Source organism: Streptomyces sp. PsTaAH-124 (genome assembly GCF_000373685.1).
Classification (GTDB): domain Bacteria; phylum Actinomycetota; class Actinomycetes; order Streptomycetales; family Streptomycetaceae; genus Streptomyces; species Streptomyces andamanensis.
On sequence record NZ_KB892158.1, the window covers coordinates 471,975 to 493,759 of the forward strand.

Annotated in this window: 15 protein-coding genes and 2 pseudogenes; 10 read left to right on the top strand and 7 right to left on the bottom strand. The window is 72.3% G+C overall.

What is annotated here, in order from left to right; genetic code table 11:
* Nucleotides 1-16 precede the first annotated feature (16 nt).
* Nucleotides 17-736 carry a S1 family peptidase gene (locus tag B086_RS0104385; protein WP_018565188.1) on the bottom strand — a complete coding sequence of 240 codons (720 nt, stop codon included), beginning with the start codon at nucleotides 734-736 and terminating at the stop codon, nucleotides 17-19.
* A 341-nt stretch (nucleotides 737-1,077) separates the two neighbouring features.
* On the opposite strand from B086_RS0104385, the gene B086_RS45280 reads away from it, so the two are divergent.
* Together B086_RS45280 and B086_RS45865 are read left to right on the top strand one after the other, a co-directional pair.
* Nucleotides 1,078-4,182, top strand: a complete 3,105-nt coding sequence (locus B086_RS45280) for an AfsR/SARP family transcriptional regulator (RefSeq protein WP_018565189.1) — start codon at nucleotides 1,078-1,080, stop codon at nucleotides 4,180-4,182.
* 101 nt (nucleotides 4,183-4,283) lie between these two features.
* A complete protein-coding gene (locus B086_RS45865; protein WP_267880881.1) occupies nucleotides 4,284-5,108 on the top strand; it encodes a DUF4232 domain-containing protein in 825 nt (274 codons plus the stop codon).
* A gap of 181 nt (nucleotides 5,109-5,289) precedes the next feature.
* Here B086_RS45865 and B086_RS0104400 read toward each other — a convergent pair whose 3' ends face one another.
* Nucleotides 5,290-6,396 carry a pyridoxal-phosphate dependent enzyme gene (locus tag B086_RS0104400; RefSeq protein WP_018565191.1) on the bottom strand — a complete coding sequence of 369 codons (1,107 nt, stop codon included), beginning with the start codon at nucleotides 6,394-6,396 and terminating at the stop codon, nucleotides 5,290-5,292.
* Between the two features lie 248 nt (nucleotides 6,397-6,644).
* Here B086_RS0104400 and B086_RS0104405 point away from each other — a divergent pair, with 248 nt between their 5' ends.
* From B086_RS0104405 to B086_RS0104430, 6 genes and pseudogenes are all read left to right on the top strand, one after another.
* A complete protein-coding gene (locus tag B086_RS0104405; RefSeq protein ID WP_018565192.1) occupies nucleotides 6,645-8,198 on the top strand; it encodes an AMP-binding protein in 1,554 nt (517 codons plus the stop codon).
* Between the two features lie 352 nt (nucleotides 8,199-8,550).
* The gene (locus B086_RS0104410; RefSeq protein ID WP_018565193.1) at nucleotides 8,551-9,303 is read left to right on the top strand and encodes a GntR family transcriptional regulator; all 753 of its coding nucleotides are present in this window, start codon (nucleotides 8,551-8,553) and stop codon (nucleotides 9,301-9,303) included.
* A 468-nt stretch (nucleotides 9,304-9,771) separates the two neighbouring features.
* Nucleotides 9,772-9,945: an SPOR domain-containing protein gene (locus tag B086_RS44505; protein ID WP_018565194.1), complete on the top strand. Its 174-nt coding sequence runs from the start codon at nucleotides 9,772-9,774 to the stop codon at nucleotides 9,943-9,945.
* Nucleotides 9,946-10,326: 381 nt separating this feature from the next.
* Complete coding sequence (locus B086_RS0104420) at nucleotides 10,327-10,728, top strand: NUDIX hydrolase (protein ID WP_018565195.1); 402 nt, start codon at nucleotides 10,327-10,329, stop codon at nucleotides 10,726-10,728.
* 124 nt (nucleotides 10,729-10,852) lie between these two features.
* A pseudogene (locus B086_RS39105) lies at nucleotides 10,853-11,286 on the top strand (ATP-binding protein); the annotation flags it as partial.
* Nucleotides 11,287-11,730: 444 nt separating this feature from the next.
* Nucleotides 11,731-14,508, top strand: coding sequence for a SpoIIE family protein phosphatase (locus tag B086_RS0104430; RefSeq protein WP_018565197.1), 2,778 nt, complete (start codon nucleotides 11,731-11,733; stop codon nucleotides 14,506-14,508).
* A 79-nt stretch (nucleotides 14,509-14,587) separates the two neighbouring features.
* Here the strand turns inward: B086_RS0104430 and B086_RS0104435 are convergent, their stop codons facing one another.
* Nucleotides 14,588-15,247: a zinc ribbon domain-containing protein gene (locus tag B086_RS0104435; RefSeq protein WP_018565198.1), complete on the bottom strand. Its 660-nt coding sequence runs from the start codon at nucleotides 15,245-15,247 to the stop codon at nucleotides 14,588-14,590.
* A gap of 195 nt (nucleotides 15,248-15,442) precedes the next feature.
* On the opposite strand from B086_RS0104435, the gene B086_RS0104440 reads away from it, so the two are divergent.
* Together B086_RS0104440 and B086_RS0104445 are read left to right on the top strand one after the other, a co-directional pair.
* Nucleotides 15,443-15,682 (top strand): hypothetical protein, encoded by a 240-nt coding sequence (locus B086_RS0104440; RefSeq protein WP_018565199.1) that lies wholly within the window; start codon nucleotides 15,443-15,445, stop codon nucleotides 15,680-15,682.
* 158 nt (nucleotides 15,683-15,840) lie between these two features.
* Complete coding sequence (locus B086_RS0104445) at nucleotides 15,841-17,070, top strand: MFS transporter (RefSeq protein WP_018565200.1); 1,230 nt, start codon at nucleotides 15,841-15,843, stop codon at nucleotides 17,068-17,070.
* 24 nt (nucleotides 17,071-17,094) lie between these two features.
* On the opposite strand, the gene B086_RS0104450 is transcribed toward B086_RS0104445, so the two are convergent.
* The 4 genes and pseudogenes from B086_RS0104450 to B086_RS0104465 all read right to left on the bottom strand — a co-directional run.
* Nucleotides 17,095-18,039 carry an immunity 49 family protein gene (locus tag B086_RS0104450; RefSeq protein ID WP_018565201.1) on the bottom strand — a complete coding sequence of 315 codons (945 nt, stop codon included), beginning with the start codon at nucleotides 18,037-18,039 and terminating at the stop codon, nucleotides 17,095-17,097.
* A 223-nt stretch (nucleotides 18,040-18,262) separates the two neighbouring features.
* Nucleotides 18,263-19,114: an immunity 49 family protein gene (locus B086_RS0104455; protein ID WP_018565202.1), complete on the bottom strand. Its 852-nt coding sequence runs from the start codon at nucleotides 19,112-19,114 to the stop codon at nucleotides 18,263-18,265.
* 77 nt (nucleotides 19,115-19,191) lie between these two features.
* Nucleotides 19,192-20,061, bottom strand: a complete 870-nt coding sequence (locus B086_RS0104460) for an immunity 49 family protein (RefSeq protein WP_018565203.1) — start codon at nucleotides 20,059-20,061, stop codon at nucleotides 19,192-19,194.
* A 15-nt stretch (nucleotides 20,062-20,076) separates the two neighbouring features.
* Nucleotides 20,077-21,785 (bottom strand): annotated as a pseudogene (locus B086_RS0104465) (hypothetical protein); the annotation flags it as partial.

The following is a 21,785-nucleotide window of genomic DNA, read 5'->3' on the forward strand; positions in this document are numbered from 1 at the left end:
TGTCGCCGACGGGCCCTCAGACCCCCGCGATCGACTGGATCCACGACCGGTACGCCGTGACGTTGGCGTACGCCGTGGTGGACTGGCGGTCGCTGGTGGAGGCGACGCCGACCTGGACGCCGCCGGCCATCATGGGGCCGCCGGAGTCGCCGCCGGCGGTGATGCCGTTGCCGCGGGAGGCGCAGATCGCGGAGCCGCCGTAGGCGTCGGTGCAGCCGCCGCTCACGGTCACATTGGCGACCTTGAGGTAGCGGGACTGGCAGTTGATCTCGGAGCCGCACTGGGAGGTGGCGCCCCAGCCGTAGACCTGGACGCTCTGGCCGACGCGTACCGTGCCGGGCTGGCCGAGGGTGGCGTACGTGGTGGACACCGAGCGGTCCAGGCGGACCAGGGCCAGATCGGCGCTGTGGGTGTAGATCTGCACGCCGTTGGCCGTGGTGCCGCCGCTGTACTGGTCCAGGCTGCCGACGCGGAACGACAGCGAGCCGCCGGAGACGCAGTGCTTGGCCGTGAGGATCCAGGTCGGCGCGATGATCGTGGCCGAACAGCTCTCCTGGCCGTTGGCGTACAGCCGGGCCGCCCAGGGGCCGCTGGAGGCGTAGCCGCCGCCGATGATGGGCTGCGGGGCGGTGGTGGTGGGGGGCGTGGCCGGGGCGGCGCTCGCCGTGGGGGCGAGCAGGGCCAGGACGGAGACGGCGGCTGCGGCGAGTGCGGGCGCGAGTCGGGATATGCGCAAGATTCCTCGATCCGGAGGACACGTCGGTGGACGTGTGCGGGCGGGTGGGGAAGAAGGTGACGACGGCCTTGTGGGCCGGGCCCGCGCCGTACGCCGCCCGGAGGCAATTGTCGACGTGGGCATGACACAACCTTCCGGACGGGAGAGCCGCTTGGGTACTCCCATCCGGCCATAACGCGGTGATATGGCCGCGGTCGGGCCGCCCGCCGGGGAACGCGGAGCGGCGGGGTGCCGCCGCCCGTCCGTTCCCGTGCCCGGGATCGGCAGGTGGGGGACGGTACGGGCGGGCTTCCCACGTATCCTCGGCACGGGACGGGGCCGCGGATCAGGAGGTACACAGGGTGGAGTTCCGGCTGCTCGGATCCGTCGCCGTGGTGACGGAGAACGGAGACTTCGCCCCCGGTCCCGTGAAACGGTGCAGTCTGCTGGCCATGCTCCTGCTGCGGCCCAACACCGCGGTCAGCGTCGACCAGCTCACGGCCGCGCTGTGGGAGGACGAACCGCCCACCCACTTCAAGACGGTCCTGCAAGGGCACGTCTCGCGGCTGCGCGCCCTGCTCGCCGACCACGGCGCCCGCGAGTACGGCGTCGAGCTGACCACTCAGGGCGCGGCCTACGAGCTCCAGATGCCGGAGTCCCTGGTGGACGCCCACCGCTTCGAGGAACTGGTCGCCCTCTCCCGCGTGCAGCGCCGGCCCGCCGACACCGTACGCATGCTGCGCGAGGCGCTCGCCTGCTGGCAGGGCCCCGCCCTGACCGGCACGGTGCGCAGCGGTCCGCTGGAGGCGGCGGCCGGTGGCCTCGAAGACCTGCGGCTCGCCTCGGTGGAGGCGCTGGCCGAGGCGTACGGGCAGCTCGGCGAGCACGGCAGGGCGGCCGCCGTACTGCGCACCGAGGCCGTCGCGCATCCGCTGCGGGAGTCGCTGGCCGCCGCCCTCATGCTGGCCCTGGGCCGCTCGGGACGGCAGTCCGACGCGATCAACTGGTACCACCGCACCCGGCGGCTGCTCGCCGACGAACTCGGCGTGGACCCCGGCGACGCGCTCACCGAGGCCTACGCCGTTCTGCTGCGCGCCGCCGACCCCGCGCCGCTGCCCGCCCGTACGGCCGCGGAACCGGCCACCGGGCCCGCGGCGGGATCCGCGGCAGGATCCACGGCGGGATCCGGGACAGGATCCACGGCGGGCACCTCGGCCGGTACCGCCACCGGTACTGCCGCCGGGGCCGCCGCCGCTCCCGCCCCGGGCGCCGCCGAAGCCGCGGGCACCGAGGGAGCCACCGCCGGAGCGGCCACCGGGGCCGCCACCCCGCCGACCGCGGGACCGGCCGCTGAACCGGTCGACGGACACACCGCCGGACACACCGCCGGACCGGCCTCCGGACCGGCCTCCGGGCCAGCTGCCGCACCCACCGTGACCGCCCCGTCCGCCCCGCCCGCCGATTCCCTCCCGCAGCCCACCTCCCCGCCCGGACCACCGTCCGGGTCCCCGTCCGCACCGCCGTACGTCCCCCACCCCCAGTACGCCACCCCCCAGTCCCTCCCGGCCGCAGGCCACCTCGCCCCGCCGCACGCCGATCCGCCCGTACCGCAGTTGCTGCCCCGGCCGCCGCGCGGCTTCACCGGCCGGGACCGGGAACTGGCCGCGCTCGGCCGGGCCGTCACCGCCACCGACGCGCCCGTCTGCCTGATCACCGGGGCCGCCGGGGTCGGCAAGACCGCGTTCGCCCTGCACTGGGCCCACCAGCACGGCGCCGCCTTCCCCGACGGGCGGCTCTTCGCCGATCTGCGCGGCTTCAGCGACACCCCGGCGCCCGACGCCGGAACGGTGCTGCGGGAGTTCCTGCTGGCCCTGGGCGTCGCCCCGCAGCGCGTGCCCGAGACCACCGCCGCGCGCGGCGCGCTGTTCCGCACCCTCACCGACGGCCGCAGGCTGCTCGTCGTCCTCGACAACGCCCGCTCCTCCGAGCAGGTCAGACCGCTGCTCCCCGGCGGCGACCACTGCGTCACGCTGGTCACCAGCAGGGACCGGCTCGGCGGCCTCATCGCCTCCGACGCCGCCCGGCCGCTGCCGCTCGCCCACCTCCCGGCCGCCGACGCCGAGGCGCTGCTCGCCAGCGTGCTCGGCGAGGACCGGATCGCCGCCGAACCCGAGGCCGCCGCGCGGCTGGCCGGGCTCTGCGACGGGCTGCCGCTCGCCCTGCGCGTCACCGCCGCCCGGCTCGCCCAACGCCCCCAGTGGACGCTGGGCGCGATGGCCCACGAACTCGCCGACGAGCACGGCCGCCTCGCCCTGCTCGACGTCGAGGACACCGGCGTCTCCGCCGCCCTGCACCTCACCGTGCAGCAACTGCCCGAGCCCGCCGCCCGCATGTTCCGCGCCATCGGCCTGCACACCGGCTCCGACCTGGACCGGTTCGCCGCCAGCGCGCTCGCCGGGACCACCCCCGCCCAGGCCGGTGCCGATCTGGACCGGCTCGCCGCCGCCCATCTGCTCACCGAGTCCGTCCCCGGCCGCTGGACCCCGCACGACCTGGTCCGTCTCTACGCCCGCCACCTCGCCCCGCAGGCGGACCCCGAGGGCCTGCGCCGCCTGCTGGACCACTACCTGTTCACCGGGCTTGCCGCCGACGCGGCCGCCGAACCCGGGTCCCAGCCCTGCTACGCGCTGCCCGCCGACGCCCGCCGCCCCGCCGCCACCCGGGAGTTCGACGACCGGTCCGCCGCCCTCGCCTGGTACGCGGCCGAGCGCCCCGCGCTGGAGGGCGCCGTGGCCGCGGCCGCCGCCCTCGGCCTGCACGACCGGGCCTGGCGGCTCGCCCTGGTGCAGTGGCCGCTGATGCTGTGGCGGATCACCGACGGCTGGACCCCGCTGCTGGAGGCCGGACTCGCCTCCGCCGAGCACGAGGGCGACCTGGACGCGCAGTCGCGGACCCGGGCCCTGCTCGGCTGGATCCTGCACGAGGAGGGCCGGGACGCCGAGGCCCTGGTCCACCTGGAGTCGGCACCCGAACTGGCCGCCCGCGCGGGCGACGCCATCAGCGAGGCCATCGCCTGCGTCAACCTCGCCGCCGCCCTGGACGCCACCGGGGACAGCCTGCGGGCCGGGGAGCTGATGACCCGCGCGGTCGCCCTCGCCGACAGCACCTGCCACCCCGCCACCCAGGTGCTGGCCCTCCAGCACCTGGCCCAGTACTGCCTGCGCACCGGCGCCCACGAGGCCGCCATGGCCCACACCCTGCGCGCCACCGAGCTGGTCTCGCCGCACGCCGTCGTCGGCCGGGCGCAGCTGCGGATCCTGCGCGGCGAGGCCCTGGCCGGGCTGGGCCGGACCGCCGAGGCCGCGGACGAGTTCCGGCAGGCGGCGGCGGCGTCCGAGGCGGCCGGGTTCACCCAGGGTTCGGAGCGTGCGACGCGGCTGCTCTCCCTGCTGGCAGCGAAGCGTTAGCGGGACGTAAGCAGGACGGCAGCGCGGACGCCGAAGCTGTGTACATGGCACCGAGCGCGGGACACCGGGCACCGGGACGTCCGGGGACACAGGTGCCGTCCATGTCAGCTTCACACCGCCTCGGGGGAGAACCCACCATGCGCAACCACCGCAAGCACACCGTCCTGGCCGCCGCCGCCTTCGCCGCCCTCTCCCTGGGCCTGACCGCCTGCGGCAGCGGCGACGGCACCAAGGACGAGGGGAAGGCCGCGGCCTCGCAGCAGGCCACGGACTCCGCCACCGCCGCCGCGACCTCCGGCACCTCCGGGACGGCCGGCTCCGGCTCGTCCTCCTCGTCCTCCTCGGCCTCCGGTTCCGGCAAGTCCGGCTCCTCGAACTCCGGGACCGCCTCCGACGCCGCCGCCAAGAACAAGGGCGGCTCGGGCTCCGGCACCGGCACCGGCGCCGGTTCGGGCTCCGGTTCCGGTTCTGGTTCCGGCAAGTCCGGCGCGAACTCCCCCGCCTGCACCTTCAGCGACATGAAGGTCACGATGGAGAAGGCCGACGAGACGCCCACCGAGCACATCATGCTCACCGCGACCAACAAGTCCTCCCGCACCTGCCACCTGCTGAAGTACCCGCTGCTCGCCTTCGGCCCCATCCAGACCGCCAAGGACATCCCGGCCGTCGCCAAGAGCAAGTCGCTGGTCCCCGTCGTCCTGGAGCCCGGCCAGGCGGCGTACGCCAACGTCCGGGTCGCCAACGGCGGCGCGCACGAGGACAACAAGGTCGTCAAGGAGTTCGACGTGAACTTCTTCGCCGCCGACGGCCCCGCCGAGGGCACTATCGTCGTGCACGCCCCGTCCGGCGGCCTCGCGGTCGACGAGGCGGTCGCCAAGACCGGCTACTGGACCTACGAGCTGCGCAACGGCGCCGACGAGTTCTGAGCCGCCCGTCGGCACCCCCGCGGGCCCGAGGGCACGCGGGCACGAGGGCCCGGTACGACCCCCGCCGTCCGGCCGGGTCGCACCGGGCCCTCGTGGCGTACGTACATGCATATGCGTACGTACGGCATGGATAGGCGCCGCTCCGGCCGGGGTGAGGGCCACGCCCGGACGGGGCCCGGTCTCAGGCCCGCGCCAGGCCCGACTTCAGGCCCGCCCCGCACAGCGGCACCACCGCCGACCTGCCGCCGAGCGCGCCCTCGCGCACGGCCGCCCAGCACACCGCGCTCGTCGACTCGACGTACAGCCCCTGCGAGGCCAGGTCGAGCTGCGCGTGCCGGATCCGGTCCTCCGAGACGGTCAGGAAGGTGCCGCCCGAGCCGCGTACCGCGCGCAGGATCTGCCGGGCGCGCGGCGGCCGGGGGATGGCGATGCCCTCGGCGTACGTGGGGGAGAGGGTGGTGTCGCCGACGAGTCCGTCCGCGCCCTCCTGCCAGGCGTGCGCGAGCGGTGCCACCGCCGCCGCCTGCACCGCCCACAGCGCCGGACGCCGGTCCAGCAGGCCCGCTCCGTGCAGCTCGGCGATCGCCAGCGCCGCGCCCAGCAGCAGGGTGCCGTTGCCCACGGGCAGGACGAGCACATCGGGCAGCCGGCCGCCCAGGTCCTCCCACAGCTCGTGGACGTAGGTCTTGGTGCCGTGCAGGAAGTACGGGTTGTAGACGTGCGAGGCGTAGAACGTGCCCGGCTCGTCCGCCGCCCGCCGGGCCGCCGCGCCCGCCGCCTCCCGGTCGCCGTCGACCACCTCCGGGCGGGCGCCGTGCGCCTCGATCTGCTCCAGCTTCTTCGCGGACGTGCCCAGCGGGACGTACACCGTGCAGGGCAGGCGGGCGCGGGCGCAGTACGCGGCGATCGAGGTGCCCGCGTTGCCGCTGCTGTCCGCGACCACCCGGGTCGGTCCGACGCGCTGCGCCAGCTGGGCCAGCAGCACCGCGCCCCGGTCCTTGAAGGACAGCGTGGGCATCAGGTAGTCCAGCTTCGCCGACACCTCGTCCGTCAGGGTCACCAGCGGCGTACGGCCCTCGCCCAGGGAGACCGTCGGCTGGGCCAGCGGCAGCGTCTCCGCGTACCGCCACAGCGAGTTCACCCGGCCGCTCAGCGACTTCAGCGGCGCCGGGGTGGGCGCGAAGTCGAGATCCAGCGGGCCGTGGCAGGACGGGCAGCACCAGGCGAGCGAGTCACTGGGCACCCGGACGCCGTCGGTGGGGCAGTAGCGGTCCGGCAGAGGGCTCATGGGGGCAGGTTAGGGCCTGTGCGGCCGATCGGCCGGGAGCCGGGCCCCGATCCCGGCGGGCCCGCCGAGGCCGGATCCGGCGGTCCGCGCACCACCCCGGTGAACTTTTTCCCGCCCGCCCACGGTTGGTGAAGGGCGGTCGGCCGGAGGCCGACGCACCCCGAGAGGCGAACTCACACAACTCAACTCGTGCAAGAAACGTGCGACACGTATGACGCGTATGACACGTATGAAGGGGACGGGGAAGCATGGTCACTGTCGGCGAGAACTACACGGTCTCGGTGCTGCGACGGCTGTCCGCGAGGGGCGACGGTGACGCGATCGTCGCCGGGGAGCGGAGGATCAGCGGCGCCGAGGCCGCCGCCACGGTGCTGCGCTTCGCCGCGGCTCTGCGGAGCAGGGGACTGGCCGAGGGGGACGGCGTCGCGTTGTTCGTGGAGAACTCTCCGGAGGCGCTGCTGCTCCAGTTGGCCGTCCACTTCACCGGCTGCCGGCTGGTCTTCGTGCCGCCGGAGCCCGGCAACGGCGAACTCGAAGCGCTCGTCCGGCGCGCGGACGTCAAGATGCTGCTGTTCGACCCGGTGTTCGCGCAGCGGACCCGGCAGATCGCGGGCCGGGTCGGCATTCCGCACCTCCTCGGCGTCGGCCCGTCCTCCACCGCGGAGGACTTCCTGGCGTCGGCATCCGGCCGTACGGGCCTGTCGCCGGACGAGGCCGCCGACGGGCGGAGCGTCGCCACGCTCCTCTACACGGGCGGCACCACCGGGCTGCCCAAGCTCGTGGTCCACCGCAGCGGCTACTACGACACCTATGTGCGGGCCGCGAGCGCGTACGCCGATGACGCGTCGGACGGCCTCGTACTGCTGGTCTGCACGCTGGTGACGCACACCAGCGGCCACGGCACCTTCCTGGTGGGCCTCCTGAGCGGCCACACCGTCGTGCTGCTGAGGTCCTTCGACGCCGGTACGGCCCTGTCGGTGATGGAGCGCGAGCGCGTCACCCGGGTGATCGTGGTGACGCCCATGCTGTACGAGCTGCTCGACCACCCGGACTGCGTACCCGGCCGTTTCCCCGCCCTGACGACACTCCACTACACCGGAGCGGCGGCTTCCCCCGCGCGCCTTGAACAGGCGATCGAACGTTTCGGGCCAGTGCTGGACCAGATCTACGGCGCCTCGGAGAACGCGCTCGTCACCCAGCTCACCTCGCAGGAGCACGACCTCGGCCGCCCCGAGTCGCTGACCAGTTGCGGCCGCCCGGGGCCCGGTGTCGAGGTGGAGCTGCGCGACGAGGACGGCAAGCCGGTGCCGGTGGGGCACCCCGGTGAGCTGCACGTGCGCAGCGGCACGGTCATGGAGGGCTACTGGAAGGACCCGGAGCGTACCGCCGAGGTGCTCGACGACGAGGGCTGGTTCCGCAGTGGGGACATCGCGCGCGCGGACGAGAACGGCTATCTGTACCTGGTCGACCGGGCGCGGGACATCATCGTGACCGGCGCCACGGCCGACAACGTCTACTCCCGTCTCCTCGACGACTTCCTCGCCGCGCAGCCCGGCGTCCGGGAGGCCGCCACCGTCGGTCTGCCGGGCGCCGACGACCAGGAGACCGTGCACGTCGTCCTGGTGCCCGAGAATCCGGCCGGTACCCCGGACCTCCCCGGGCTGACCCGGGCGATCACCGACGCCCTCGGCACCCTCTACACGCCTGCCTCCTACTCGGTCGCCGATTCCCTGCCCCGGACGACCGTCGGCAAGACCGACAAGAAGGCGCTGCGCGCGGCACTGCTGGCGTCCCGCGGCTAGATCCCGGCCCGGACACGGCCGACGCGCCCGCCGTCGGTGCCCTCTGCCCCTGTCCTCTGCCCTTGCGCCCGGTGGGCCCTCTGCCCTTGCGCTCGGTGGCCGTCACCGAGCGCAAGGCTGTGGTCCCGGCTGCCGGGTGCGCCGTCGAGGACCGGTGTGCGGTCGGGGAGACGGCTGAGACATGCGGTGCGGAGCCCCCGTACGGCGGTTCCCATACCGGGGAGAAAGTGCCTGCGTAAAGCCCCCCGACCCCACAACTCATCACTTCGAGTGATTCCTTGGCCTCGACTTGCAAGTCACAACCTACGGTTGCCACCCTGTTGCTGTCTGTGCAACCTGATGGGAGTGGCCAGTGACTTTCGGTGAGCAGCCGGCGTATCTGCGCGTCGCGGGCGACCTCCGCAAGAAGATCGTCGACGGTCTGCTGCCCCCGCACACCCGGCTGCCCTCCCAGGCCAGGATCCGCGAGGAGTACGGCGTCTCGGACACGGTCGCCCTGGAAGCGCGCAAGGTGCTGATGGCCGAGGGCCTGGTCGAGGGCCGCTCCGGCTCGGGGACGTATGTGCGCGAGCGGCCCGCGCCGCGCCGGGTCGCCCGCTCCGGCTACCGCCCGGCCGGCGGCGCCACCCCGTTCCGGCAGGAGCAGGCGGCCGCCGACGCGCGCGGCACCTGGGAGTCGAGCAGCGCGCAGGCGGAGGCGGGCGGCGCGATCGCCGACCGGCTCGGCATCAAGCCCGGCGACCGCGTGATGCGCACCAGGTACGTGTTCCGGGACGCGGGCGAGCCGATGATGCTCTCCACCTCCTGGGAACCGCTCGCCCTCACCGGCCGCACCCCGGTCATGCTCCCGGAGGAGGGCCCGCTCGGCGGCATGGGCGTCGTGGAGCGCATGCGCGCCATCGACATCGTCGTGGACAACGTCACCGAGGAGGTCGGCGCCCGCCCCGGCCTCGCCGAGGAACTGCTCACCCTCGGCGGCGTCCCCGGCCATGTCGTCGTGGTCGTCCAGCGCACCTTCTACGCCTCCGGCCGCGCTGTGGAGACGGCCGACGTGGTGATCCCCGCCGACCGCTACCGGGTGTCGTACCACCTGCCCGTGAAGTAACAGCCTGCCTCTGCCGTCTCTGACGTCTCCGCGGTATCCCCGGCGCGCTCACGTCACCGGCGTGCGGCGCGGCGCGGGCGGGGTGGTGCGCGCCCCCTGGTGCGGTTCGGTCGGCGTATGCCTCCGTCCCGGCCTGCCCGCGAGGTGTGCGCCCGGCCCCCACGACGCTGGATTCCGGCCGTTCTCGCAGGTCGTCGCCGCGCGCACCGGCCGACGGCGCGAGGCTTGCGACCGTGCGCCCCTCATGTCCGCGTGCGGCGCGTTCGTCCCCGTGCGCCCCCTGTGGATTGGCCGGTTGCATACCTCTTTGTGAAAACCCGTATCCGCTGAGTGAAGGTTGGGCGTAGGCTCGGGCATATGCGAGCTGCGGTTTCCGCGGCAGGCGGAGGCACGGCAGAAGGCCGTAAGCCGGACGCGGTCGGGCGCGCGCGGAGCACGCGCCGGGCGGAAAGGAGCAGTGGGGGCGGGATGAACGACAGTACGGTCACTCTTCCCTGGCTGGTCGTCCGGCAGGACGACAACGGCAACCGCTACCGCGTGGGCAGATACGCCACTCGCGACGAGGCCGAGGAGACCGTCGGCAGCCTCCAGAGCCACGGCCACCAGCAGCTCTACTGGGTCGAGCGCCTCGAAGAGCGCTGAGCCGAAGCGGCGTCCCGGGACACCACTGCGGGCGGCTCCGGAGCGGGCGCCGGTGAGGAGCGCGCCCCGGCGTGCCCCGGCGCACAGGCCCGCACCGCGCTTCTCTCCTCGCTCTCGCCTCTCTGTCCCCTCCTCGGCTTCTCTGTCCCCTCCTCGGCTTCCCCGGCTTCCTCAACTTCCCTTGCTTCCGCTGCCGTTCCCGCCGCGGTTTCCTCTGCTGCTCGGCCGTCGGCGGACCTTCCTCGGCGCTCCGGCGAGCTTCTTCCGGTGCGGCGGCGAGCCGGTGCGGGCCCCGGTCTCGTGACGGGTGCCGGTCTCGTGACAGGTGCCGGTCTCGTAGGGTCCTGCCTGACGCGGGTTCCGGACGGCGAAGGCGGAGTGATGACGGTCCTGATCGACACGGTGGCGTGGGTGCGCGTGGAGAACGGCAGGATTCTCTGCGCCAGGCCCCGGGGAAAGGACGTCTTCTACATCCCCGGCGGCAAACGGGAGGGCGCGGAGAGTGATCTGGAGACCCTGCTCCGTGAGATCGAGGAGGAGCTGACCGTGCTCCTCGACCCGGCGAGCGCGCTGCACGTGGGCACGTACGAGGCCGAGGTGCCCGAGCTGCCCGGTGGTGCCGTGGTGCGTATGAGCTGCTACACCGCTGACTATCAGGGGAGGTTGGCGGTGAGCAGCGAGATCGAGGAGATGGCCTGGTTCTCGTACGCGGACCGCCCGCTGGTCCCGCCGGTCGACCAGCTGCTCTTCGACGACCTCAGGGCCGGTGGCGAATTGAGGTGAGCCGGTGCTCGGCGAGCGAGGCGGGGCGGGAGGGGGCGGGCCGGGCTTCCGGGCGGCCGGGCGGGTACCGCTCCCGGAAGTGCGGTACTGGCCGCTGGATACCGGGTATGTGCCCATTAACCCCATGAAACCGGACATGGGGGCTCGCTGGCCCGGGAAGTGATCGGCGTGACCGACTCCGAAGGCGACTGCGCCGAGTGGACCTTCTCGGCGGAGCCCGGCGCGGTGCGCACGGCCCGTGCCGCCGTCCGCGGCCAGCTGCGCACCTGGGCCCTGGACAGTGTCGGCGACACCGCGGCCCTGCTGGTGAGCGAACTGGTCACCAACTCGCTGCGGCACGCGCACGGCCCCATCGGGCTGCGTCTGGTGCGTCCGGCGGGGCTGCCTCACGTGCTGCTGGTCGAGGTCTCCGACCCGCTCCCGGACCCGCCCCGCGAACGCCGCGCCCACCCCGACGACGAGAGCGGGCGTGGTCTGCAACTGGTCGCGGCCTCCTCCCGCCGCTGGGGCACCCGGCCGGACCGGTCGGGCAAGACGGTCTGGTTCGAACTGGCGGTGCGGGCGCACGACCCGGCCGCACCGGCCGGTGACGGCGTCTCACCGGAGCGGAACGGCTCGGCCCCGTTTGGCCGCTCGAACCACACCGGTCACGCCGATCACGCCGGCCACCCCGGCCACCACGGCCCCGGCCGCTCCGGCGGTCCGACCGGCCCGGTGACGATCGCCCGTGACGAAGGGTGACGACGGATGCGGAGCGGGTCATCCGGGACGCCCCTCGCCGGCACTCGTGTGCGGCGGTTGTCCGCAGAGGGGTTCGACGGGGTGTTGCCTGGTTAGAAGACAGGTTGTGTTGTCACAGGAAGGATCGGGCCGGACCAGAATGCATCGGGATGCTCCTGTGATCGTGAACACCGTGTTGTGCGGCGCCGTAGTGCTGGATACTGCGGGCAGCCGCCCCCGGTGACCGGTGCCGGACGCGGTGAGCTGGAGGGGACGGTTCGCGTGAGCGAGATACCAGCGAAGGCCACGGAGTCCGAGGACCCGTCGGACGGCGCGAGGACGGGGACCGCGGGCGGCGGGGCCGTCGCGGGACCCGCGGGGGTCGAGGGTGTGCCGCCCGTGGACGCGATGTGGCAGAGCAGTCCGCCCGGCTCCATCTACGACTACATCAAGGTGGCGTCCTTCTCCATCGGCCCCGACGGGCACGTCGACCAGTGGAGCCTGCGCGCCGAGCAGTTGTTCGGCATTCCGGCCGAACGCGCCGTGGGGATGGACCCCATCGAGGCGTTCATCGACTCCGATCTGCGCGAGCAGGGCCAGCGCAAGATGGCCGAGATCCTCGACGGCCGGGAGTGGACCGGGGTCGTCCCGTTCCGCCTGCCCGAACCGGCCGGTGACGAGCCCCGCTCCCGTACGGAACACGGCGCGTTCACCGAGATCGGGACCGAGCTCGGGACCGAGAGCGCGATGGGGACCGGGGGCGCGCGCGGCGCGCGCGGTGCACGCGGGGCGGGAGACGCCCACGGCGCACGCGACGCGCACCGGCCGCGTGTCACGCGCGGCCTCGCCGAGGTGTACGTCATGCCGACCCGCACCGCCGAGGGCGACAAGGCCGCCGTCTGTATCGTCGTCGACGTCCGCACCCTGCGCAGCATCGAGACCGACCTCGCCGCCTCGCAGGCGATTTTCGGTCAGTCCCCGTTCGGATTCCTGCTGCTCGACCCCGATCTGCGGATCCGCCGCGCCAACCAGCGCTTCGCCGCCACCTTCGGCGGCAGCCCCGACGACCACCGCGGCAAGGGCGTCCACGACTATCTGCCCCGGGCCGAGGCCGACCGCGTCTCCGCCACCCTGCGCCGGGTCCTGGCGAGCGGCGAGTCCATCACGGACATGCACGTCACCGGCTTCGTCCCCGGCTCGGACCAGCGCCGCCACTGGTCCATCAACCTCTACCGCGTGCACAGCGGCAGCGGACGCCCCATCGGCATCGCCTGGCTCGGCACCGACATCACCGCCCGCCGGGCCGCCGCCCGCGAGGCCGCCGCGGCCCGCCGCAATCTCGCCCTCCTCAACGAGGCCGGTGCCCGCATCGGCAACTCCCTCGACCTGGAGACCACCGCCCGCGAACTCCTCGACGTCGTCGTCCCCGGCTTCTGCGACCTCGCCACCGTCGACCTGTACCAGGGCCTGCTGGCCGGCGACGAGACCCCGCCCGGACTCGCCGACGGCAGCGCCGAACTGCGCCGGGTCGCGTTCGCCAGCGCGGTCTCCGGCGCCCCGCTGTCCGCCACCGGCGCGCCCGTCGAACTGGGTGCCGTCCACCACTACGCCTTCAACTCGCGCTGCGCGCACGCCCTGCGCACGGCCCGCCCGCAGGTCGTGCCCGGCGAGGACGGCGGCCTGGTGCACTCCACGCTGGCCGTCCCGATGGTCGCCCACGACACCGTCGTAGGACTCGCGCAGTTCTCCCGGACCAAGGGCAGCGAGCCGTTCGGGGACCGCGACCGCGACCTCGCCGTGGAACTCGCCGCGCGCGCCGCCGTCTGCATCGACAACGCCCGCCTCTATCGGCGCGAGCACGAACGCGCGCTCATACTCCAGCGCTCCCTGCTGCCGCCCGGCGACCCGGAGGCGTCCGGCCTGGACATCGCCTGCCGCTATCTGCCCGGCAACGCGGCCACCGGCCGGCCCAGCGAGGTCGGCGGCGACTGGTTCGACGTCATCGAACTGCCCGGCCACCGCACCGCGCTCGTCGTCGGCGACGTGATGGGCCGCGGGCTGCGCGCCGCCGTCGCCATGGGCGAACTGCGCACCGCCGTACGCACCCTGGCGCTGCTCGACCTCGAACCGGCCGAGGTGCTCTCCCAGCTCGACGAGATCGCCCGCGGCCTCGGCGCACCCGGCGGGATCCAGCAGGCCACCCGCGCGGCCCGCCGCCCCCGCGAGGCCGACCTCTCCGAGGTCTACCTCGCGACCTGCGTCTACGCGGTCTACGACTCCGTCACGCGCCGCTGCACGTTCGCCAACGCGGGCCATCTGCCGCCGGTCCTGGTCGAACCGGGCGAGCAGGCGCTCATGCTCGACGTACCGCCCGGCCTGCCGCTCGGCGTCGGCGGCGAGCCCTTCGAGGAGGTGGAGGTCGAACTCCCCGAGGGCGCCCTGCTGGCCCTCTACACGGACGGCCTGGTCGAGTCCCGCGACCACCCGCTGGACGAGGGCCTCCAGGCGTTCGTCGGCGCGCTCACCGATCCGAACCTCCCCCTGGAGGACGTCTGCGACCACGTCCTCCACACGCTCGGCAGCCACCACGGCGAGGACGACATCGCCCTGCTCATGGCCCGCGTCCAGGGTCTGCCCGCCGACTCCGTGGGCGACTGGACGCTGCCCCGCGAGCCGCGCAGCGTCGGCCGGGCCCGCGAGTACGCCCGCACCCAGCTCCTCGCCTGGGACCTGGAGCCGCTGGTCGACACCACCGAACTGCTGGTCAGCGAACTGGTCACCAACGCGCTCCGGTACGGCGAGGGCGAGATCCGGCTGCGGCTGCTGCTGGACCGCACCCTGGTCTGCGAGGTCTGGGACTCCGGCCTCGTCCAGCCGCGCCGCCGCCGCGCCCGCGACACCGACGAGGGCGGCCGCGGCCTCCAGCTCGTCGGCCTGCTCAGCGCGGCCTGGGGCTCCCGCCGCACCCCCCGCGGCAAGACCGTCTGGTTCGAACTCCCGCTCCCGGACGGCGACACGCCCCTGACCGATCCGGCGGAAGCGCTGCTGAGCCTCTTCTGATGCTCTTCTGCCCCTCTTCCGGGCGGGCCCGGCCCGGTGGCCGGGCGCGGCACCGCGCGCCCGGCCGGGAACGCTCCGGTCAGCGCCGGGTGCCGCAGGTCGGGCAGAAGGCGCCCGACGCGGGCAGCTCACCGTTGCACGAGCCGCAGGTGTCCGGCTGCGCCACACGCAGCCCGCAGCCGGGGCAGAACGGCGTGCCGTGGGTCTCGGTACGGCACTGCGGACACACCAGCTGCCGGGGCGTGTTCACGTCGAAGCGCTGACCGGTCTGCTGACCGACGGCGTACGCACGGTCGCTGACCGCGTCGTTGAGCCCGCGCTGCTGCGCGGCGAGCGCCTCGGCGGCCGTGTCGGGGGCGCACTGGAGGCAGATGCCCTGCCCGGCGTTCCAGCAGCGGTCGCAGACGTGGTGCGTACAGCGCGGGCACCGGTTGAAGTGGTCCTGGGCGGTGGATATCGCCCGCTGGAACGCGGCGTCACGCGACTTGCCGTAACCGGCGCCCGCCAGCCCCTCGACCGCGCTGGACACGCTGCTTCCGGTCCGTCCGACCAGCCCCCACGCGGCGCTGACCCCCTTGTCGACCCAACTGGCCGCTCTGCCGCCCGTGTACGCCTCGAACGGCGAGCGCCAGGTGTCGTAGCAGCGCTGGCAGCTGAACTCGAACTGGAACCCCGCGCCCGTGCCGCGCTCCTCGCACAGGTCACGGTAGTTGTCGCTGAAGTAGATCTCGTCGCTCATGGCAGCCCTTTCCGGCCGTCGCACGACCGGGCCCCCGCCCGGCCGTCTCCCGCCCCGGCCGACACCCCCCTTGGCGTGACCGCGACGGCACCCATGGCTCTCAGCAGGGCATGGGCGTAGAACACTTTCCCATACGGCGCGGGGGCGGGTATCAGGAGTGCCCGGGGTACGAGACGACCGGGGTAGGGTCCGACGATGCCTTTCGACGACGAACCCGTCTTCCGACGAAGCAAGTTCGGCACGAACCGTTACGAGTACAACCCGGACAACCCTGTCGGCATGGCCCTGATCGTCCTCTCGCTGCTCGTCGCCGGTGTGGTGCTGCTGCTCATGCACGAACACGCCGGGCCGTTCGCCCGCCCCGCGGACCGGGAGACGTACACCCCGGCCCCCGCGGTCCCGTCGGCCCCGCCCGCGGACTCCTGGCAGCCCTGACCCACGCCATGTGTCCGGCGTCGGGCAGGAACGCGACAGCGACGATGAGGGGGACGGGGCGAGGGGGACGGTGCTGTCGCAGAGCTGCCAGCACCCCTTCCCGAGCACTGCTGGACTGATGGCGTATCACGCTGCCTCCACAGGACGGGACACCCACCATGCCCGCAACCACCACCGCCCCGGCCGACAGCCGCCCCGCGGCCCCCGGATCCCCGCTGCCGGGGTGGCCGGCCGTGATCGCGGTGACGCTCGGCCTCTTCGCCGTCGTCACCACCGAGATCCTGCCGATCGGCCTGCTGACCTCGATCGGAGCCGGCTTCACCGTCTCGGACGGCACGGCCGGGCTGACGATGACCATGCCCGGCTTCCTGGCCGCGCTCGCCGCCCCGCTGGTCACCGCGGCCACGGCACGCCTCGACCGGCGGCTGATGCTCTGCGCCTTCACGCTCCTGCTGGCCCTGGCGAACTTCCTCGCCGCCGCGGCACCCGACTACTGGCTGGTGCTGGTCTCCCGGATCATGGTCGGGATCACGATCGGCGGCTTCTGGTCGATCGGGGCGGGACTGGCGGAACGGTTCGTGCCGCCCGCCTCGGCGGGCAGGGCGACCGCCGTGATCTTCTCCGCCGTCCCGCTGGGATCCGTCCTCGGCGTGCCCCTGGGCACCCTCGTCGGAGACCTCTTCGGATGGCGGACGGCCTTCACGGCCCTGGGCGTCCTGTCCGGCGGCGTCCTGGCGATGCTGTTCCTGCTCCTGCCGCCGCTCCCGCCGGTCCGGGCGACCCGGCTGCGCGTCCTCGGCGGCCTGCTCCGCGGCCCCGGCACCCGGCGCGCGCTCCTGCTGACCTTCCTCGTCGTCCTGGCCCACTTCGGCGCCTACACCTACGTGACCCCGTTCCTGCACCAGGTCACCCACGCCACCGACGGCACGGTCACCGCGTTCCTGCTGCTCTACGGGGCCGCCGGCATCCTCGGCAACTTCCTCGGCGGCGCGTGGGCGCCCCGGCACCCCCGTGCCGTCCTCGGCACCGCGGCCGCCCTGATCGCCGCGTCGACCCTCCTGCTGCCGCTCCTGGGCCACGGCGAAACGGGCGCCGTGCTCCTCCTCCTGACCTGGGGCATCGCCTACGGAGCCGTCCCCGTCGCCTCCCGGTCCTGCTTCGCCGAGAGCACCCCGGACACCCCGGAGGCGGCATCGGTCCTCTTCACCGCCTCCTTCCAGGCGACGCTCTCCCTGGGCGCCCTGACCGGCGGAGCCACCCTCGACCGCACCTCCGCCCCCACACTCATGCTGCTGGGCGGCTGCACGGCGGCGCTGGCGGCCCTGGCGGCCCTGGCATCTCTGGCGGCGGGGACAGCGGGAGCGGCCCGCACCCGGCGGCGCGGCTGAATCAGAAGCACCGACACAGACGGCTCAGGTGCCGTACTCCCCGACCCAGGACCGCTTCAGCAGGGCCCGGGGGAGGTACTCGGACTCGACCTCGACGGGCAGGTCGGCGTCGTAGGCCATGCAGGCGACGGCGAGGGGCGCGAGGGCGACGAGCCCTTCGCCGCTCAGGGAACGGGCCTCGTTGGCCGTCCAGTACTCCTTGTGCCAGGTCAGGGCGTCGGTCAGGGCCGCGTTGAACTGCTCGGGCTCGCGGCGCAGATAGCGCTGGAACAGGTCGAGCGGCGGGTGGAGGATCTTCAGCATCAGCTCGGGACCGGCGATCGGGGCCCGTCGCGGGTCCGTCCCGTCGATCGCGGTGATGAGGGTGTCCCAGACGGCCCGGCGGCCGAACCAGAGGTGCTGGAGGGTCTCCACCCAGGCATAGACGTACTCGTCGAACTCCGCGCCCGAGGCGCGCAGGAAGGAGACCGGTACGTGGGCGAGCCGGTCGACCCGGTCGTTCTCCCGGCAGATCACCGCGAGGTAGAAGGAGGTCAGCCAGTTCCCGGGGTGCAGATGGTCCTGCGGCCCGGTCGCGGGGAGCTGCTTGACCTCGCCCCTGCTGCCGATCCGGCACGGCACCGGCCCCTCCTCCGCCGTACCGGAGGCGAACAGCGCGCTGCCGACCTGCATCGCGGTGACCCACGCCTCCCAGCTCGGGAACTCGGCGGCCCGCGGATCGGTCAGGCACCGCCACTTCGCGAGGGTGAGGGCGCTCGACAGGGCGTCGTAGCGGTCGTCCTCAGAGGTCTCGATGCCGTCGAGGATGTCCGCGGTGTTCTTGATGATCGGTGCCATGAGTTCCGTCGCGTTGCCGGTACGGAACTCATGGTGGTCGATACGGGTGGGGCGGCCGGAGATCTCCACGCGGGCGTTGCCTTCACCGCCACCGGGACAGGGCGGCTTCCGCCAGGTGCTGCTTTCGGCCATGGCGTCAGATTCCCTTCGTCAGACGGTGGATGGAATCGCGCACGATCGCTCGGTGACCGGAGCACGTGCGGCGGCTCGAACGCCGCCCACAGCTCGGCGTCGGCTTCCCACGGCTTCGGCCGAGCCGCCTTCGCACCTGCGGGTCACCGGTCTCGGAGTGATCCAGCCACCTCGGAGAACGGCCAGGAGACCGAGGGCGACGAGCGTTGTGCCGACGCATGGATCAGGTGGGGAATTCGCCGCACCAGTTCCGTCCGAGAAGAGCGAGCGGCAGGTACTCGGACTCGACCTCGATCGGAATGCCGCCGTCGTGCGCGATGCACGCCACAGCGAGGGGAGCGAGGGCGACGAAACCCGACGCTTGGGTAGCCCGGCTCTCCTCGCTCCAATACTCCTTGTGCCACTGAAGGGCTTGGGTGAGGGCAAGGTTGAAACCCTCGCGATCGCCGCGGACGAAACGGTGGAACATCTCCATCGGCGGGTACAGCAGCCTGTTCACCGTGTCCGGATCGGCGACCACCTGGGGGTCGGTGGCGTTGACCGCGGCGACCAGCTTCTGAACGAGGTCCTGGCCGCCGAGCCAGTAGGTCTGAAGGGATTCGATCCAGGCGTAATGGTGCTCCTCGAAGCGGGCACCGTTCTCGCGCAGCAGGGACACGGGCACCTGGCACAGTGCGGTGATCCGCTCCTTCTCCCGGCAGACCACGGCCAGGTAGAAGGCATTGATCCAGGAACCAGGGGTCACGTACCACTGCGCTCCCGTGGCCTTGAGCGTGCGCTCCTCATGCGCGATGCGGCACCGGACAGCATCCTCGGCCGTCGTGGCGGCGGCGAACACGGCGGAGCCGAGCTGCATCGCGGTCACCCAGGCGTCCCATGTGGGGAAGCTCGACGCCCGTGGATCCAGCAGACAGCGCGACATGGCCAGAATCAGTGCGGTCTGCTGGGCATCACCCAGATCGGTCGGGTCCTCCTCAAGACCGTCGACCAGCTCCTGCGTGTCCTCCTGGAGCATGGCGATGCCCTCTTCCGCGTTCCCGGTGGGGAACGGATGGCGGGGGATGTTCTCGACCAACGCGCTTCTCCTTGAGGGATGCCGACGTGTTGAACCCGCTGGCCGTCCTTCGCCTGCAAGGGGATCAAGGCACCCGACTACGGCTCGACCTCGCCCGCCCAGCCGAACTGTAGAAGTTCCATGGGCAGATACGGGGATTCCACGTCGATGGGGAAGCCGGCGTCACGAGCCATGCAAGCGAGTGCGAGCGGGGCCAGTGCCACCAGCCCGTCACTGCTCCGGGCACGTTCTTCGGAGGCGGTCCAGTATTCCTTGTGCCAGGTCACAGCATTGAGCAATGCCTCGTTGAATCGCTCGACCTCACGTCGCTGGTAGAGGTGAAAGAGCTCGAGCGGCGGGTACAGGATCTTGAGGAGGAGCTCCTTGTCGGCGATATGTGCGACGGCAGGGTCGCTTCCGGTGACTGCGGCTACCACCTTGTCCCACATGGTGTCCGCATGCCCCAGCCAGAAGCTCTGCAGAGCCGCCACCCAGTCGTACATGTACTCGTCGAATTGTGTGCCGGACTCCCGCAGGAACGACACGGGTACGCGTGCCAGCTGTTCCAGGCGGCTGTTCTCGCGGCAGATCGTGGCGAGGTACCAGGCGGTGACCCACGACCCCGCGTTCAGGTAGAACTGCGGGCCGGTGGCCGGAAGTTCTCTCACCTCGCCGTCGACGCCGATGCGGCAGGCCACCGGCCCCTCGGAAGCTGCCGCGGACGTGAAGATCGCGGAGCCGACCTGCATGGCTGTGACCCACGCCTCCCATGTCGCGAACTCCTCGACGTCCGGATCCTCCGCGCAGAGCGACTTGGCCACAGTCAGAGTGACCTCCAGAGCCCGAGCGCGTGACATCTCCGATCGCTCAAGGCGGTCGACCACGCGGTTCCTGCTGGCGACCATCGACGCCATGTTCTGTCGGACATCATCCACCGGCAGATCATGGCGAGGCACGTGCTGTACCACTGGGAATCTCCTGCCTTATATGTCGAGGTGCTCCAGTACAGCACCAGCGTAGGTCCCAGTGTTTTCGGTTGCCTGTACCAGCATGTACTGCAGCTTCCCCTCATCCAGGGCATCGAAGAGGGCGTCAGCGATTGCCGCGTCCTCGCCGCCTCGCTTCCACATCAACGTGAGAATCGTGTGAAGGTACGGCTTCGTGCCCTGTTTGACTCTCATGCCCTGAGCCACGTCACCGACACCATCGCGCCACTCCAGAGTCGCGGACGGCGCCTTGGACTCAACGACCGCATACCCTCCGTCGTCGTCCAATTTATACACGTCATCGAACATGTTGGCGCCATTGGGCGTCTTTGGAAGCTCGATCCGTTCGGCGTCCGGAAAAAGGTTCGGAATTACATGGTCCCGGGCTGCGGCTTCTCCGAGCCTCTCACCTAGCCTGCTGTTGTTCGGCTCACCCTGAAGCTGTTCGTCAAATGCTTTCTGCGCGTCGTCTAGAGCCTTCTCCGTCTCGATGGAAAGATTCTCGGAATGAGCCTTCTCCGCCCTTGAAAGCTCGATTCCTGCGAATCGATCCTTCGCTATCTTGTCGAGATCTGGCAGACGGTGGGCTTCGACCGTTTCACGGCCGAGCGGTGTCCTTCCGAACCTCGTTTCAGAGGGGCCATGGGGCATATCGTACTTGGCGATGAAGCTGCCATCGGGCATCTGCTTCAGAATCGGCAATTCGACGCCATCGACTATCTTGCGCTTGTTCAGTCGGTGGCCGCGGCTATCGTAATTCTCTTCGCGCCATTCCGGGTCGTGGTTGGCCTTCCAGACGTGTTCGTCCTGTAGCCGCTTCCGCTCCTCGATGGTCAGCTCGTGCTGATGGTCCTGGGAACCGTGGACAGTGCCCTCGTCTGTGCCGTGCCCAGGCGTGTCCGCGGTGTCACCCGCGCTGAGCCTGTCTTCAGGGAAAGCCGACTGGGCTCCCCCGGTCGACGGGGGCTCGTGATGGCCGCCGCCCGTGCCGTGGCCGTCCGAGCCTCCGCTGCCCCCGCTGTGTTCGCTGGCGGACGAGTTCTCGGGGTGGTGGCCGCCGCCCGTCGACGGTGTGTGGTCGTGGCCGTTGTGGAGCGGGTTGTCGAGTTCGTTGCGGGGCATGTGGTCGCCCGCGTGGCCGCCGGGGGTGTGGTCCGGGGTGGTGTCCCCGTGGTGCGGGGGAGCCAGGTCGTCGCCGGTGCGGCCGAGGTCGCCGAGGTGGGTGTCGAGGCTGTTGCCGAGGTGGAGGTGGTCGCCGGTGTGGGCGGCGGTTTCGGTGGCGGTGTGGGGAGCCGTGCCGACGAGGGCGGGTTCGCGGGTGGGGTGGGGAGTGTGGGGCAGGTCGGAGCCTGCCGGGCCCGTACCCGCTCCCGCTGCGGTGGCGGGGGGTTTGTGGAGTTCGTCGGCGTGGATGAGGACGTTGCCGTCGCCGTCGACGATGTGCCCGTCCGGGTGCCCGTACAGCGGACCCGTACCGTCCGGAGCCGGCAGGGGGTGGGCGCCGTCGTGGACGACGGGGACGTCGTCGGGGAGTTTGAAGGTGCCGTTCGGCAGTTTTGTGGCTCCCTCGGGGAGGGGGGTGCCCTCGGGGAGGTGGAAGCTGCCGTCGGGGAGCCGGAAGGCGTCCTTGGGGAGGGTGATCGCGTTCTCGGGGAGGGCCGGGATGTCGATCTTGCCGATGCCCTTCAGGGCCTTGGTGATGTCCC